Origin of the sequence: Streptomyces sp. NPDC053079 (assembly GCF_044546695.1) — a bacterium.
In the GTDB taxonomy this organism is placed as follows: domain Bacteria; phylum Actinomycetota; class Actinomycetes; order Streptomycetales; family Streptomycetaceae; genus Streptomyces.
In genome coordinates this window covers 145,508-158,741 of record NZ_JBITZJ010000007.1, presented here as the reverse complement: position 1 = coordinate 158,741, position 13,234 = coordinate 145,508, and the positions used below count along the sequence as shown (strand labels likewise).

At 72.7% G+C, this 13,234-nt stretch carries 12 protein-coding genes; 8 read left to right on the top strand and 4 right to left on the bottom strand.

All coding sequences use genetic code 11. The features are described 5' to 3' along the window. Positions 1–76 precede the first annotated feature (76 nt). From ACIGXW_RS25980 to ACIGXW_RS25970, 3 genes are all read left to right on the top strand, one after another. Positions 77–676, top strand: a complete 600-nt coding sequence (locus tag ACIGXW_RS25980; RefSeq protein WP_399575217.1) for a TetR/AcrR family transcriptional regulator — start codon at positions 77–79, stop codon at positions 674–676. A 123-nt stretch (positions 677–799) separates the two neighbouring features. Then, entirely contained in the window at positions 800–3,013 is a 2,214-nt protein-coding gene (locus ACIGXW_RS25975; protein WP_399575216.1) for an MMPL family transporter, read from the top strand. Positions 3,014–3,177: 164 nt separating this feature from the next. Then, positions 3,178–4,374 carry a MarP family serine protease gene (locus tag ACIGXW_RS25970; RefSeq protein WP_399575215.1) on the top strand — a complete coding sequence of 399 codons (1,197 nt, stop codon included), beginning with the start codon at positions 3,178–3,180 and terminating at the stop codon, positions 4,372–4,374. 16 nt (positions 4,375–4,390) lie between these two features. On the opposite strand, the gene ACIGXW_RS25965 is transcribed toward ACIGXW_RS25970, so the two are convergent. Both ACIGXW_RS25965 and ACIGXW_RS25960 read right to left on the bottom strand, forming a co-directional pair. Further along, positions 4,391–5,542 carry a DUF1524 domain-containing protein gene (locus ACIGXW_RS25965; protein ID WP_399575214.1) on the bottom strand — a complete coding sequence of 384 codons (1,152 nt, stop codon included), beginning with the start codon at positions 5,540–5,542 and terminating at the stop codon, positions 4,391–4,393. 138 nt (positions 5,543–5,680) lie between these two features. Continuing rightward, complete coding sequence (locus ACIGXW_RS25960; protein WP_399575213.1) at positions 5,681–7,717, bottom strand: DHA2 family efflux MFS transporter permease subunit; 2,037 nt, start codon at positions 7,715–7,717, stop codon at positions 5,681–5,683. Positions 7,718–7,944: 227 nt separating this feature from the next. On the opposite strand from ACIGXW_RS25960, the gene ACIGXW_RS25955 reads away from it, so the two are divergent. The 5 genes from ACIGXW_RS25955 to ACIGXW_RS25935 all read left to right on the top strand — a co-directional run bounded on the left by ACIGXW_RS25955 (position 7,945) and on the right by ACIGXW_RS25935 (position 12,580). Further along, entirely contained in the window at positions 7,945–8,988 is a 1,044-nt protein-coding gene (locus tag ACIGXW_RS25955) for an energy-coupling factor ABC transporter permease (RefSeq protein WP_071965279.1), read from the top strand. 1 nt (position 8,989) lies between these two features. After that, positions 8,990–9,754: a cobalt ECF transporter T component CbiQ gene (gene cbiQ, locus ACIGXW_RS25950; protein WP_399575212.1), complete on the top strand. Its 765-nt coding sequence runs from the start codon at positions 8,990–8,992 to the stop codon at positions 9,752–9,754. Continuing rightward, on the top strand, positions 9,751–10,524 hold the full coding sequence (locus ACIGXW_RS25945; protein ID WP_399575211.1) for an energy-coupling factor ABC transporter ATP-binding protein: 774 nt from the start codon (positions 9,751–9,753) through the stop codon (positions 10,522–10,524). Before cbiQ ends, ACIGXW_RS25945 begins: the two co-directional genes overlap by 4 nt. A gap of 84 nt (positions 10,525–10,608) precedes the next feature. Then, the gene (locus ACIGXW_RS25940; protein ID WP_399575210.1) at positions 10,609–11,781 is read left to right on the top strand and encodes a serine hydrolase domain-containing protein; all 1,173 of its coding nucleotides are present in this window, start codon (positions 10,609–10,611) and stop codon (positions 11,779–11,781) included. A gap of 10 nt (positions 11,782–11,791) precedes the next feature. Continuing rightward, entirely contained in the window at positions 11,792–12,580 is a 789-nt protein-coding gene (locus ACIGXW_RS25935; protein WP_399575209.1) for an SDR family NAD(P)-dependent oxidoreductase, read from the top strand. Between the two features lie 71 nt (positions 12,581–12,651). Here the strand turns inward: ACIGXW_RS25935 and ACIGXW_RS25930 are convergent, their stop codons facing one another. Both ACIGXW_RS25930 and ACIGXW_RS25925 read right to left on the bottom strand, forming a co-directional pair. Then, complete coding sequence (locus ACIGXW_RS25930) at positions 12,652–12,921, bottom strand: hypothetical protein (protein WP_399575208.1); 270 nt, start codon at positions 12,919–12,921, stop codon at positions 12,652–12,654. After that, positions 12,914–13,216 (bottom strand): hypothetical protein, encoded by a 303-nt coding sequence (locus tag ACIGXW_RS25925; protein WP_399575207.1) that lies wholly within the window; start codon positions 13,214–13,216, stop codon positions 12,914–12,916. The genes ACIGXW_RS25930 and ACIGXW_RS25925 overlap by 8 nt, the downstream gene beginning before the upstream one ends. Between the last annotated feature and the right edge of the window lie 18 nt (positions 13,217–13,234).

Sequence of the window (13,234 nt, the reverse complement as noted above, 5' to 3'; positions counted from 1 at the left end):
GATGCCGTTTCGATCCCCGCCTCACGTACGCTGCTGTACGAAACCGTTTCGTACGACTGCGTGAAAGGGGGCGCGGATGCCCACGGAACCACCCAAGCCGGCGGGTCGCCGCACGCGACTGACCCCCGAGCGCGAGGGCGAGCTCTACGAGGCGGTGCTCGCGCTGCTCCGCGAGGTCGGCTACGACGCCCTGACGATGGACGCCGTGGCCGCGCGCACGCACTCCAGCAAGGCCACCCTCTACCGCCAGTGGAAGGGCAAGCCGGAGCTGGTCGCGAGTGCGCTGCGGCACGACAAGCCGGTGAGCCTCGCGGACATCGACACCGGAACGGTGCGCGGTGACCTCAAGGCCATGATCTGCGACTCCGACGAGGAGCGGATGGAGCGGGACGCCGCCCTCATGCGGGGGCTGCAGCGCGCCATCCACGACAACCCGGACCTCAACCGGGCGCTGCGCGAACTGCTCATCGAGCCGGAGATCGCCGCGCTCGACGGGATGCTCAGGCGCGCGGTCGACCGGGGCGAGATCGCCGCGGACAACCCCGCCCTGGACTTCGTCGCGCACATGATGCTCGGCGCGTTCATGGCCCGCCCGCTGGTCGACGACCGGCCCGCGGACGGCGAGTTCCTCGCCCGCTACCTCGACGCCGTGATCCTCCCCGCTCTCGGCGTATGACCCCCCTTCATTTAGCCCTCACTCAGCTGCCCCACCGAGGCTCCACCTGACGCACCGCTCTCGTCGGGCTGGTTCCCCATATCCAGTTCCTTACGTTTCCGACCCGACGGGAGCACCACACTCGTGGCCACGTTCCTCTACAAACTCGGCCGGCTCGCCTTCCGGCGCCGCTGGTACGTCGCCCTGATATGGGTGGCGCTGCTGGTCCTCGCCGGTGCGGGCGCCGCGTCCGCGCCCAAGGCGACCGACAACTTCTCCATACCCGGCACGGAGGCGCAGCGCGCCTTCGACCTGCTGGAGAAGCGCAACCCGGCCATGAAGGCGGACAGCGCCAACGCGCGCATCGTCTTCAAGGCCCCCGGCGGCCAGAAGATCACCGACCCGAAGAACAAGGCGGCGGTCGACAAGGTCGTCCGTGAGCTGAACGGCCCCCAGGTGGCGGCCGTCGCGGACCCGTTCACCGCCAACGCCGTCAGCAAGAACGGCGACATCGCCTACGCCTCCGTCACCTACAAGGTGAAGTCCAACGAGCTGACGGACGCCACGCGCGACCACCTCAAGGCCGCTCCCCAGGCCGGCCGCGACGCCGGGCTGACCGTGGAGACCGGGGGCAGCGCCCTCCAGGCGATGCCCGAGGGCGGCTCGACCGAGATCATCGGCATCATCATCTCGGCCGTCGTCCTCGTCATCACCTTCGGTTCCCTGGTGGCCGCCGGGCTGCCGCTGCTGACCGCCATCATCGGCGTGGGCATCGGCGTCTCCTCGATCACGGCGCTCGCCTCCACCCTCGACCTGGGCAACAACACCGCCACCCTCGCCACGATGATCGGCCTCGCGGTCGGCATCGACTACGCGCTCTTCATCGTCTCCCGCTACCGCGCGGAGATCGCCGAGGGCCGCGAGCCGGAGGAGGCCGCCGGACGGGCGACCGGCACGGCCGGCTCGGCCGTCGTCTTCGCGGGCCTGACGGTCGTCATCGCCCTGGCCGGCCTCGCGGTCGTCAACATCCCCATGCTGACGAAGATGGGCGTCGCCGCCGCCTTCACGGTCGCCATCGCGGTGCTCATCGCGCTCACCCTCATCCCCGCCCTGCTGGGCTTCGCCGGCCGCAAGGTGCTGGCCCGCAAGGTCCGCAAGGCCCCCTCGGCGGCCGCCGCCGAGGACAAGCCCAACGCGGGCACCCGCTGGGCCCGCTTCGTGCTGCGCCGCCCGGTCATGGTGCTGCTCGTCGGTGTGCTGGGCCTGGGCGCGATCGCCGTGCCCGCCGGCTCGCTGATGCTGGGCCTGCCCGACGAGGGCTCGCAGCCCAAGAGCACTACCCAGCGCAAGGCCTACGACCTGCTGTCCGAGGGCTTCGGCCCCGGCTTCAACGGCCCGCTGATGGTCGTCGTCGACGCGGCGAACGCCGGCGACCGCAAGGCCGCGGCCGAGTCCGTGGTCACCACCGTCCGGGGCCTGGACGACGTGGCCATGGTCACCCCCGCCGCCTTCAACCAGGCCGGTGACACGGCGACGATCACGGTCGTCCCGAAGTCCAAGCCCAGCGGCTCCCGGACCGAGGACCTCGTCCACGCCATCCGCGACAAGGGCGCCTCGATCACGTCCGAGACCAAGGCCGAGGTCCTGGTCACCGGCACCACTGCCGTCAACATCGACGTCTCGCAGAAGCTGAACGACGCCCTGCTGCCCTACCTGGCGCTCGTCGTCGGCCTGGCGTTCCTGCTGCTGATGGTCGTCTTCCGGTCCGTGCTGGTGCCGCTCAAGGCGGCGCTCGGCTTCCTGCTGTCGGTGGTCGCCGCCCTGGGCGCGGTCGTCGCCGTCTTCCAGTGGGGCTGGCTCGGCGGGCTCTTCGGCGTCGAGGAGACCGGGCCGATCATGAGCATGATGCCGATCTTCATGGTGGGCGTCGTCTTCGGCCTCGCGATGGACTACGAGGTCTTCCTCGTGACCCGCATGCGGGAGGCGTACGTCCACGGGGAGCGGCCCGGCCAGGCCGTCGTGACCGGCTTCCGGCACGGGGCCCGGGTCGTCACCGCCGCCGCCGTCATCATGATCAGCGTCTTCGCGGGCTTCATCGGCTCCTCGGAACCGATGATCAAGATGATCGGCTTCGGCCTCGCCATCGCCGTCTTCTTCGACGCGTTCGTGGTGCGCATGGCCATCGTGCCGGCGGTGCTCGCGCTGCTCGGCAAGGCGGCCTGGTGGCTGCCCGGCTGGCTGGCCAAGGTGCTGCCCAACGTCGACGTCGAGGGCGAGCAGCTGCAGAAGCGGCTCGCGCCCGCCGGTGCGGCACCGGACGCCGACCCGGACCCGGTCCGCGAGCCGAGCCGCGTCTGACGCCCGGGCGGCGCCCCCGGCGCCGCCCCCGGGCGCGATCCACAACGTGGCGTACGCCATGAATTCGGCATGAATGGGAACCGCCGGCCTTCGGGCCGGCGTTTTCCTTAGTCCACGCCTGTGGGCGCGATCGGGGGACGCGTGTGGAAGGAAAGGGCTCCGCGTTGAACCTGCTCGATGTGCTGCTGATGCTTGTCGTCCTCGGCTACGCCGTGTCCGGCTACCGCCGGGGACTGGTGGCGAGCGCCGTGCTGCTCGCCGGGTTCCTCGGCGGCGCCGTGCTGGGCGTGTGGGCGCTGCCGTACGCGCTGGAGCCCTTCGAGGCCGGCACGCGGACGGCGGCCGTCGCCGCCGTGCTGGTGGTCCTCATACCCGCGGCCGTCGGCCACGCCCTGGCCGGGCGGCTGGCCTGGCGGCTGCGGTCCAAGCTGACGTGGGCGCCCGTGCGCGGCGTCGACGGCGTGGGCGGCGCCGCGGTCAACTCGCTGGCCGTGCTGCTGGTGGGCTGGGTGGCCGCGAGCGTTCTCGTGTCGGCGAACTCGACGCTGCTGACGCGGGAGATCAAGGACTCGACGCTGCTGGGCGCGGTGCAGCGGGCCATGCCCGAGCAGGCGCCCACCTGGTTCAGCCGCACCACCGACGCGCTGTCCGGCGCGGGCTTCCCCCAGGTCTTCAACCCCTTCGAGAACGAACCCGCCACCAGCGTCCCCAAGCCGTCCGGCGACGCGGTCACCGCCGCCGCGACGCAGGCGGCCCGCGACAGCGTCGTCAAGGTCGAGGGCGTCGCGAACGTCGGCGGCGGCCGGCGCGGCCAGGAGGGCAGCGGCTTCGTCTACGCCGACGAGCACGTGATGACCAACGCCCACGTGGTGGCCGGCGTCAGCGACCCCACGATCAAGGTCGGCGGCGTCGGGCGCGCCTACCGGGCCAAGGTCGTGCTGTTCGACCCCAAGTCCGACGTCGCCGTCCTGGACGTGCCGGGCCTGGACGCGCCCGTACTGCCCTTCGACAAGAGCGCCAAGCGCGGCGACGCGGCCGTCGTCGCGGGCTTCCCCGAGAACGGCGGCCTCGACCTGCGCGCGGCCACCGTCGCCAACGAGCTGCGCGCCAAGGGCCAGGACATCTACGGCGACGGCATCACCACCCGCGAGGTCTACTCCGTGCGCTCCACGGTCCGCCCCGGCAACTCCGGCGGCCCGCTGCTGACGCCCACGGGGAAGGTCTACGGCGTCGTCTTCGCCCGCTCCACGGCCGACGAGGAGACCGGCTACGTCCTGACCGCCGACCAGGTCGCCGAGGCCGCGCAGCGCGCCGCCCGGGCGACGGCGCCGGTGAGCACGGGCAGCCGGGCGGCGCTGTAGCGCCGCCCGGCCGTGGTCAGTTGCACTTCTCGAGGACCGACTGGAGCTTGTTCTTCTCGGCCTCGGTGACGCTGAGCCCGTAGTAGTCCTTCACCGCGATCCACGCCTGGCTGTACTGGCACTCACCGCCCGGCGGCAGCCACTTGTCCGGCGCCTTGTCGCCCTTGCGGCGGTTGCTCCAGGTGGACACCACGATCAGCTGCGGCGTGGCGGTCAGGTCGTTGGCGAACTCCTGACGCTTGGCGGCCGACCAGGTGTTCGCCCCGGAGCCCCACGCGTGCCGCAGCGGCACGATGTGGTCGACGTCCATGTGCAGCGGGTCGTGCATCGTCCGGTTGTCGTACTCGCTGCGCCACTGGCCGCCGACGACCCTGCACTTGCCTTCGAGCCTCGCCGGTACGAGGGACTGGAGCTTGAGGGCCATCTCACGGGTGGTGCACCTGTTGATGCCGTGCCGGACCCAGCAGGCCGCACCGCCGAAGTGCTTGCGGTCGTAGCCCTTGCTGCTGAACGGCTTGACCTCGAGCTCGTCGAGCATGCGCACGGCGTCGTCGCGGTCCGGGATGTTCCTGGGCCACTTCAGCGGGAGGCCGCGGCGCATCTCGGGCGCGACGCCCGCGGGCTTGTGGGGCGTGCTCGCGGAGCCCCCGGCCGACGGGGCCTGCGCGTGATCCGCTCCCTTGGCGGGCTGGGCCTGCTGCCACCCGTAGTCCATGTCCTTGGGCGGCTGGGCCTGCGGGGGGTCCGGCGCCTTGGGCTGCTCCGGTGCCTTGGTGGGCTGCTCCGGCGCCTTGGGCTGCTCCGGCGCCTTGGGGGCTTGCGCCTGCGGGTGGTCCGTGTCCTTGGCGGGCTGGGCCTGCACGTGATCCGGTTCCTTGGGCTGGGGCCGCACCTGGCCCTTGGGGTGATCCCCTTCCTTGGGCTGCTGTCCCTGCGGGTGCTCGGCGTCCTTCGGGGGGCCGGTCACGGGGGGCCGGGTGTAGACGTCGCCCTCTCCCTCCGCCGGGCCCTCGCAGTCGACCTCGTCGAAATCCGACGGGCTCGCCGCGTGCGCCGGAGCCTTCCCGGGCTGTGGCGCGGCGACCGCGGCCGCGCCCGGTAGGGCCGTACCGCTGAACACCAGGGCCACCGTGATGGCGGACGGCAAGGTCAGGCGGTGACGACGCATGAATATCTCCTCCGGTCGCATGGAACCTCCATTCGGGTCCACGTCCACTCCGACGTGGCCCTCAGGGAGTTGACCGAATACGTCCGCACATGCGCGTGTTTGCCGCGATTCACCCCATTGGCTTCGGTGGGAACGGCCTCACACACCCGTGCGCTCCCGGGCGTGCTCGTCCTCCTCCAGCAGCCGCTCCGCCAGACCGTCCAGGGCGCGCTCCATGCGGGCGCGGTCCTGCGGATCGCCGGCGTCCCAGTCGTCCAGATGGGTGGCCAGCCAGGAGCGCCAGGCCGTGCTCAGACGCTCCAGCTCCGCCTCGCCGGCCGGGGTCAGGAACAGCAGGTCGCCCTCCAGGCGCGCGTACCCCGCCCGCGCCGTACGGGAGAACGCCGGCTCCAGCACCTCCGCCGGCATCCGGTGCGCCGCGGCGATCGACGACAGGGCGGCATCGCCGCGCAGCCGCAGGCGCCAGTGGATCTGGCCGAGGGTCCACGCCTCGACGGGGTCGAGCGCACTGCCGGACGCGTCGAGGATCTGCCGGCTGACCGGACCGCCCTTGGCCTTGCGCATCACGCTCGCCACCGCCCGCTCCAGCTGCCGCTCCGCATCGCCCGAGTCCGGTGCCGCGAACGCCTCGCCCATGTCGGAGGCCCCGGCCCGGGCGCTGTCGCGCAGCGGCACCTCCTTGAGGAACCAGGCGGCGACGAAGCCCGCCAGGGCGACCGGCACCACCCACAGGAAGACGTAGTTCACGGTCTGGGCGTAGGCGTCGACGACGGGCCGTGCCAGCTCCGCCGGCAACCGGCCCAGCGCCTGCGGGCTCTGCACCGCGGCCGGCGGCACCCCGGGCGAACGGGCCAGCGCCTCGGTGAGGTTGGGCACCAGCTGACCGGTGTAGAGCGTGCCGAAGATGGCCGTGCCGAAGGCGCTGCCGAGCGTACGGAAGAACGTCACGCCCGAGGTGGCCGTGCCCAGCTCGTGGTACGGCACGGTGTTCTGCACGGCGATCGTCAGCACCTGCATGGCGAGCCCGATGCCGGCCCCGAGCACGAACATGTACAGCGACTCCAGCCACGCCCCGGTCGACGCCCCCATCGTCGACATCAGATACAGCCCGAGCGCCATCACGCCCATGCCGGCGATGGGGAAGACCCGATAGCGGCCGGTGCGGCTCACCACGACGCCGGAGAGCATGGACGCGCCCAGCAGCCCGGCCACCATCGGCAGCGCCCGTACGCCCGACATCGTGGCCGACACCCCGTCCACGTACTGCAGATACGTCGGCAGGTACGTCAGCGCGCCCAGCATCGCGAAGCCCACGATGAAGCTCAGCGTCGAGCAGACGGTGAAGACCGGATTGCGGAAGAGGTGCATGGGCAGCATCGGTTCCCGCGCGCGCAGCTCCACCAGGACGAAGCCCGCCAGCAGGACGACCGCGCCCGCGAAGAGGCCGATGATGACGGCCGAGTCCCAGGCGTACGTCTGGCCGCCCCACTGCAGGCCCAGGACCAGCCCGGAGGAGCCGGCGGCCACCAGCGCGATGCCCAGGTAGTCGATGACCGGGCGCACCGCCGAGCGGATCGCGGGAATCGTCCGGGCCGCCATGACCACCATCACGACGGCGACGGGCACGTTGACGTAGAAGCACCAGCGCCAGGTGGCGTGGTCGGTGAAGACGCCGCCCAGGGTCGGGCCGACGACCGTGGTCACCCCGAAGACCGCGCCCAGCGCGCCCTGGTACTTGCCGCGTTCGCGCAGCGGGATGACGTCCGCGATCAGCGCCATGGCCGTCACCATCAGACCGCCGCCGCCCACGCCCTGCAGGGCGCGGGCGGCGATCAGCATCGCCATGGAGTTCGCCGCGCCCGCGAAGACCGAGCCGCCGGTGAAGACCACCGCGCTCAGCTGGAAGACCACCTTGCGCCCGAAGAGGTCGCCGAACTTGCCGACCAGAACCGTCGAGACCGTCTCGGTGAGCAGGTACGCCGTCACCACCCAGGCCATGTGACCGCCGCCGCCCAGGTCCGCGACGATCGTCGGCAGCGCGGTGGAGACGATCGTCTGGTCGAGGGCGGCGAGCAGCATGCCGAGCACGATCGTGACGAAGACGAGATTCGTACGCCGGCGGCTCAGCACGGGTGGGGCCGGGGCCTGTGGGGCGGGCGCGGTGGCCGTGGTCATGGTGACGTACCTCCCGTGCCCAGCATTTGGGGAGTTGCCCCGACTCGCCACCTCTGACGGGCGTGGGGCACGGCGAGGGGCGCGCAGTCGCATCGCCCACGCTCTTGCCACTGATTTGCAGCCCGGCCCTATCATCGAGCGGTTCATCGCTGAACCAAACGGCTGAACACCACGGCTGAGCAAGCGGCTGAACCGCACGAGCGAGGCACGAACGGACGGAGCTCGCCATGCACGTACCCGACGGATTCATCGACGCCCCCGTGTCCCTGGCAGCGGGGGCCGTCGCCGCGACGGCCGTCGCGGTCTGCCTGCGCGGGGCCCGCAGGGAACTGGACGAGAAGACGGCCCCGCTGGCGGGGCTCGTGGCGGCCTTCGTCTTCGCCGTCCAGATGCTGAACTTCCCCGTGGCGGCCGGCACGAGCGGCCATCTGCTGGGCGGCGCGCTGGCGGCGATACTCGTCGGCCCCTGCACCGGGGTCCTCTGCATATCCGTGGTGCTGCTCATGCAGGGCGTGCTCTTCGCGGACGGCGGGCTCACCGCCCTCGGCGTGAACATCACCGACATGGCCGTGGTCACCACGCTCGTCGCCTACGCCGTCTTCCGGCTGCTGGTCACGGCCCTGCCGCGGCGCCGCCCGTCCGTGACCGCCGCCGCCTTCGCGGCCGCCCTGGTCTCCGTACCGGCGGCGGCCGGCGCCTTCACCCTCCTCTACGCCCTGGGCGGCACCACCGACGTGCCCACCGGCAAGGTCCTCACCGCGATGGTCGGCGTGCACGTCCTCATCGGCATCGGCGAGGCGGCCATCACCGCCCTGACGGTGGGCGCGGTGATCGCCGTCCGGCCCGACCTCGTCCACGGCGCCCGGGGCCTGGCCAGGCCGCTGGAGCTGCGCACGGCCGACGGAACGGTCATCGAGCCCGTCGTCTCCACGGCCGCCCCGCGCTCCACCCGCCGGATCAGGGCCGTCGGCCTCGTCGCCGCCCTCGCCCTCGCCGGCTTCGTCAGCTACTACGCCTCCTCCAGCCCCGACGGCCTGGAGAAGGTCGCCCACGACAAGGGCATCGACAGCAAGGCCGAGGACCACGCCGCCAAGGGCTCCCCCCTCGCCGACTACCAGCTCGAGGACGTCGCGGACGAACGGATCTCGGGCGGGCTCGCCGGAGTGATCGGCGTCGGGGCCACGCTGGCCGTGGGCACCGGCGTGTTCGTCGTCGTACGCCGCCGCCGGGCGTCCGCCGCGGCCCGTGCCTCGTCCGCCGGGACGGTCTGACATGGGCGCCGGCCACACCCACAGGCTCTACCGGCACGCCCCCTCACCGGTCCACGCCCTGCCCCCGCACTGCAAGATCGCGGCCGTCTTCTGCTTCGTCCTGGTCGTCGTCTCCACCCCGCGCGAAGCGGTCTGGGCCTTCGGCCTGTACACGCTGCTGCTGGCGGCCGTCGCGGGCGCGGCCCGGGTACCGGCCGGCTTCCTGCTGCGCCGGCTGCTGATCGAGGTGCCGTTCGTCGCCTTCGCCCTGCTCATGCCGTTCGTGGCCGAGGGCGAGCGCGTGCACGTCCTGGGCCTCTCGCTGAGCCAGTCCGGCCTGTGGGGCGCCTGGAACATCCTCGCCAAGGGCACCCTGGGCGTCGCCGCGTCGGTGCTCCTCGCCTCGACGACCGAGCTGCGCGCGCTGCTGCTGGGCCTGCAGCGACTGCGGCTGCCACCGCTGCTCGTCCAGATCGCCTCCTTCATGATCCGCTACGGGGACGTCATCGCCGACGAGATGCGGCGCATGCGCATCGCCCGGGAATCGCGCGGCTTCACCGCGCGCGGGGTGCGCCACTGGGGGGTGCTGGCCACGTCCGCGGGGGCGCTGTTCATCCGCTCCTACGAGCGCGGCGAGCGCGTCCACCTGGCGATGATCAGCCGTGGCTACGCCGGCACGATGCCCGTGATCGACGAGGTGACCGCCTCGCGTGCGCAGTGGACGTACGCGGCCGCCCTGCCCCTGGCCGCGCTGGCGGTCTGCCTGACCGGATGGATGCTGACATGACACCTGTGGTGCCCTCCCTCGAGGTCCCCTCCCTCGAGGTCCGCGGCCTCGCCTTCGCCTACCCCGACGGCCACCAGGCCCTCTTCGGCGTCGACCTGACCGTCGGGCGCGGCGAGCGCGTCGCCCTGCTCGGCCCCAACGGCGCAGGCAAGACCACGCTCGTCCTCCACCTCAACGGCATCCTGGGCGGCGGCGCGGGCTCGGTGCGCGTGGCCGGGCTGCCGGTCGAAAAACGCCACCTCGCCGAGGTCCGGCGCCGCGTCGGCATCGTCTTCCAGGACCCCGACGACCAGCTGTTCATGCCCACCGTGCGCGAGGACGTCGCCTTCGGCCCCGCGGCGGCCGGAATGCGCGGCGCCGAACTGGAGGCGTGCGTGGAGGCGGCCCTCGCCCAGGTCGGCATGGCCGGCTTCGCCGACCGCCCCCCGCACCACCTCTCCTTCGGGCAGCGCCGCCGGGTGGCCGTGGCCACCGTCCTGGCCATGGAACCCGAGATCCTCGTCCTTGACGAGCCCTCCTCCAACCTCGACCCCGCCTCCCGCCGCGAGCTCGCCGGCATCCTGCGCTCCCTGGACGTCACCGTGCTGATGGTCACGCACGACCTGCCGTACGCCCTGGAGCTGTGCGAGCGGTCCGTCGTGCTGAGCGACGGCGTCATCGCGGCGGACGGCCCCACCCGGGAGCTGCTGTGCGACGAGGAGACGATGCGCGCCCACCGGCTGGAGCTGCCCTTCGGCTTCGATCCGCGGTCGGTGGCCGTGCGGGGATGACCCCCCTGGTCCGGAGCACTGCCGATCACGTTGCACCATGGTGGGTGGATTTGCAGTAATCGGCACGAGTGGGAGCGGACAACAGTGGTGGACGTCCAGGGCACGGTGGCGGACGGTTTCGAACCGGTCCGGGACGCCTTCGCGGACAACTTCGCGCGGCGCGGCGAACGGGGCGCGGCCGTGGCCGTCTACCGCGACGGACGCCGCGTCGTCGACCTGTGGGCCGGCACGAAGGACGCGGACGGCGACCAGCCGTGGGCCCGGGGCACCGCGCAGGTCGTGCGCTCCGCCACCAAGGGCGTGGCCGCGGCCGTGCCGCTGCTGCTGCACCAGCGGGGCCAGGTGGACCTGGACGCGCCCGTCGGCACGTACTGGCCGGAGTTCAAGGCGGCCGGCAAGGAGCGGGTGCTCGTACGGCACCTGCTCTCGCACCGCGCCGGCCTGCCCGCCCTCGACACCCCGCTCACCCCGGCCGAGGCGATCGACGGCGTCAGCGGCCCGGCCGCCCTCGCCGCGCAGGCGCCCGCCTGGGAGCCGGGCACCGACCACGGCTACCACGCGCAGACCTACAGCTGGCTGATCGGCGAGCTGGTCAAGCGCGTGACCGGCCGGTCGATCGGCACCTGGGTCGCCGAGGAGATAGCCGGGCCGCTGGGCCTGGACCTGTGGCTGGGCCTGCCGGAGGCCGAGCAGGACCGGGTGGGCCGCATCGCGGACATCGAGGCCCCGGCCGCCCCCGCCGCGGCCGGCCTGCGGGTGCGCGCCAAGGCGTCGGTCACCGACGCCTACGCCGACCCCGCCTCGCTCACCCGCCGCGCCTTCGCCGCGATCAGCCCGCACGCCGACGAGAACGACCCCGCCTACCGCGCCGCCGAGCTCCCCGCCTCGGCCGGCATCGCCACCGCGGACGCGCTGGCCCGCTTCTACGGCTCCCTCATCGGCGTCGTGGACGGCGGCCGCCGCCTCTTCGCCCCCGCGACGCTCACCATGGCCCGCACGGAGGAGTCCGCGGGCCCCGACCGCGTCCTGGTCGTGAACACCCGCTTCGGCCTCGGCTATATGCTCCACGGCCCCGCCTCGCCCCTGCTGGCCCCCGGCTCCTTCGGCCACCCCGGCCGCGGCGGCTCCCTGGCCTTCGCCGACCCCGAGTCCGGCGTCTCCTTCGGCTACGTCACCAACGGCATGCAGAAGAACGTCACCGCCGACCCGCGCGCCCAGGCGCTGGTACGGGCGGTTGCCAGGACGTTGGCCGGGTAATGCTGCCCGCATGGCATCGGGACGTTTCGACGGCTATGTGGTACTGATCACGGGCGCCGGCCGGGGCATCGGCGAGGCCACGGCCCGCCGCCTCGCCTCCGAGGGCGCGCGGGTGCTCCTGACGGACGCGGACGGGGAGCGCGCGGAGAAGGCGGCCGCGGCGCTGCGCGCGGAGGGCCTGGCGGCCGAGGCGGCGACATGCGACGTCGGCGACCGCGCGGCGGTCGAGGCCGCGGTGACGCACGCGGTGGACCGCTTCGGCCGCCTCGACGTGCTGGTCAACAACGCCTTCTCCTGCCACCCGGACCCGCCGCTGGTGGAGGACTACGCGGACGGGGAGTGGTCCCGGGACCTGGACATCACGCTGACGGGGGCCATGCGGTGCGTCCGGGCGGCGATGCCCCACCTGGCCGCCGCAGGGGGCCGCGGCGCGATCGTCAGCATCGGCTCCGTCAACGCCGAACAGGACTTCGGCAACCACGCCTACAGCGCCGCCAAGGCCGGCCTGGCGAGCCTGACCCGCACCCTGGCCGGCCAGTGCGCCCCCCGCGGCGTCCGCGTGAACCTCGTGGCGCCGGGCACGGTCTGCACACCCAACTGGTACGGCCGGGAAGCGGCGTTGGAGCGCGCGGCGGCCCACTACCCCCTGGGCCGCGTGGGCCGCCCCGACGACATCGCGGCGGCGGTGGCCTTCCTGGCCTCGGCGGACGCCGTGTGGATCACGGGGGTGACGCTGCCGGTGGACGGCGGGATCCTGGTGGGGAACGTGGGGCTGCGGGGGGCTCTGCGGGGGAAGTGATGCGGACGGTCGAGGGCGGGGGCCGGCCCCCAGCCGTCCTGAACGGGACGGCGAGGGCCGTGGAGCGCCCATCAGAATGGAAAGATCCGGGTGAGCAGGACCCGATGCTCTTCGGTCCTGATCAGGTACTCCGCGATGCCTCCGCCGTCGGGGATGGGGACAGTTCGCCAATGCCCGCCCTGGACTGCCGGGGAGCTGTCGGCAAGCCGCGGATCCTGCGCGATGGCGACCGTAAGCGAGACGATCTTCGAGAAGAGGGCAACGGGTAACGCGGGGTCGGCGAGCGCTGCTGCTACGACAGGCGAAGGTTCTACGGGCCAGAGGTCGTCTTCGTCACTCACCGGGCGTCGCTCCACCGGCGATGCGGCGGCGGAGGACCTCGTCCATGCTCACGGTCGGCAGGGTGCCCGCTTCGGCGGCGGCGATGATGCGTTCACGGTCCGGATCGGTGTCGAGCATCGCATGACCCCACCAGGTCGCGATCACGCTCTGGAGCTCTGTGCCGGCCTCGGCGGCCAGGACGAGACGGTAGAACTCCATCCGTCGATCCGGGGCGAGCGCGTCGGCGATGCCCTGGATCGTACGCGGCACGCGGGGGCCGTCGGCGTCGCGGTGGTGGATGGGCTGTGCGGTCATGGCAAGCCTCCGGCTCGT

Excerpts from the sequence above, each read along its gene's own strand:
- cbiQ (WP_399575212.1), top strand. The coding sequence starts at position 8,990 with ATGGGCGCCGGCCACACCCACAGGCTCTACCGGCACGCCCCCTCACCG.
- ACIGXW_RS25935 (WP_399575209.1), top strand. The coding sequence starts at position 11,792 with ATGGCATCGGGACGTTTCGACGGCTATGTGGTACTGATCACGGGCGCC.
- ACIGXW_RS25960 (WP_399575213.1), bottom strand. The coding sequence starts at position 7,717 with ATGACCACGGCCACCGCGCCCGCCCCACAGGCCCCGGCCCCACCCGTG.
- ACIGXW_RS25965 (WP_399575214.1), bottom strand. The coding sequence starts at position 5,542 with ATGCGTCGTCACCGCCTGACCTTGCCGTCCGCCATCACGGTGGCCCTG.
- ACIGXW_RS25980 (WP_399575217.1), top strand. The coding sequence starts at position 77 with ATGCCCACGGAACCACCCAAGCCGGCGGGTCGCCGCACGCGACTGACC.
- ACIGXW_RS25955 (WP_071965279.1), top strand. The coding sequence starts at position 7,945 with ATGCACGTACCCGACGGATTCATCGACGCCCCCGTGTCCCTGGCAGCG.
- ACIGXW_RS25925 (WP_399575207.1), bottom strand. The coding sequence starts at position 13,216 with ATGACCGCACAGCCCATCCACCACCGCGACGCCGACGGCCCCCGCGTG.
- ACIGXW_RS25945 (WP_399575211.1), top strand. The coding sequence starts at position 9,751 with ATGACACCTGTGGTGCCCTCCCTCGAGGTCCCCTCCCTCGAGGTCCGC.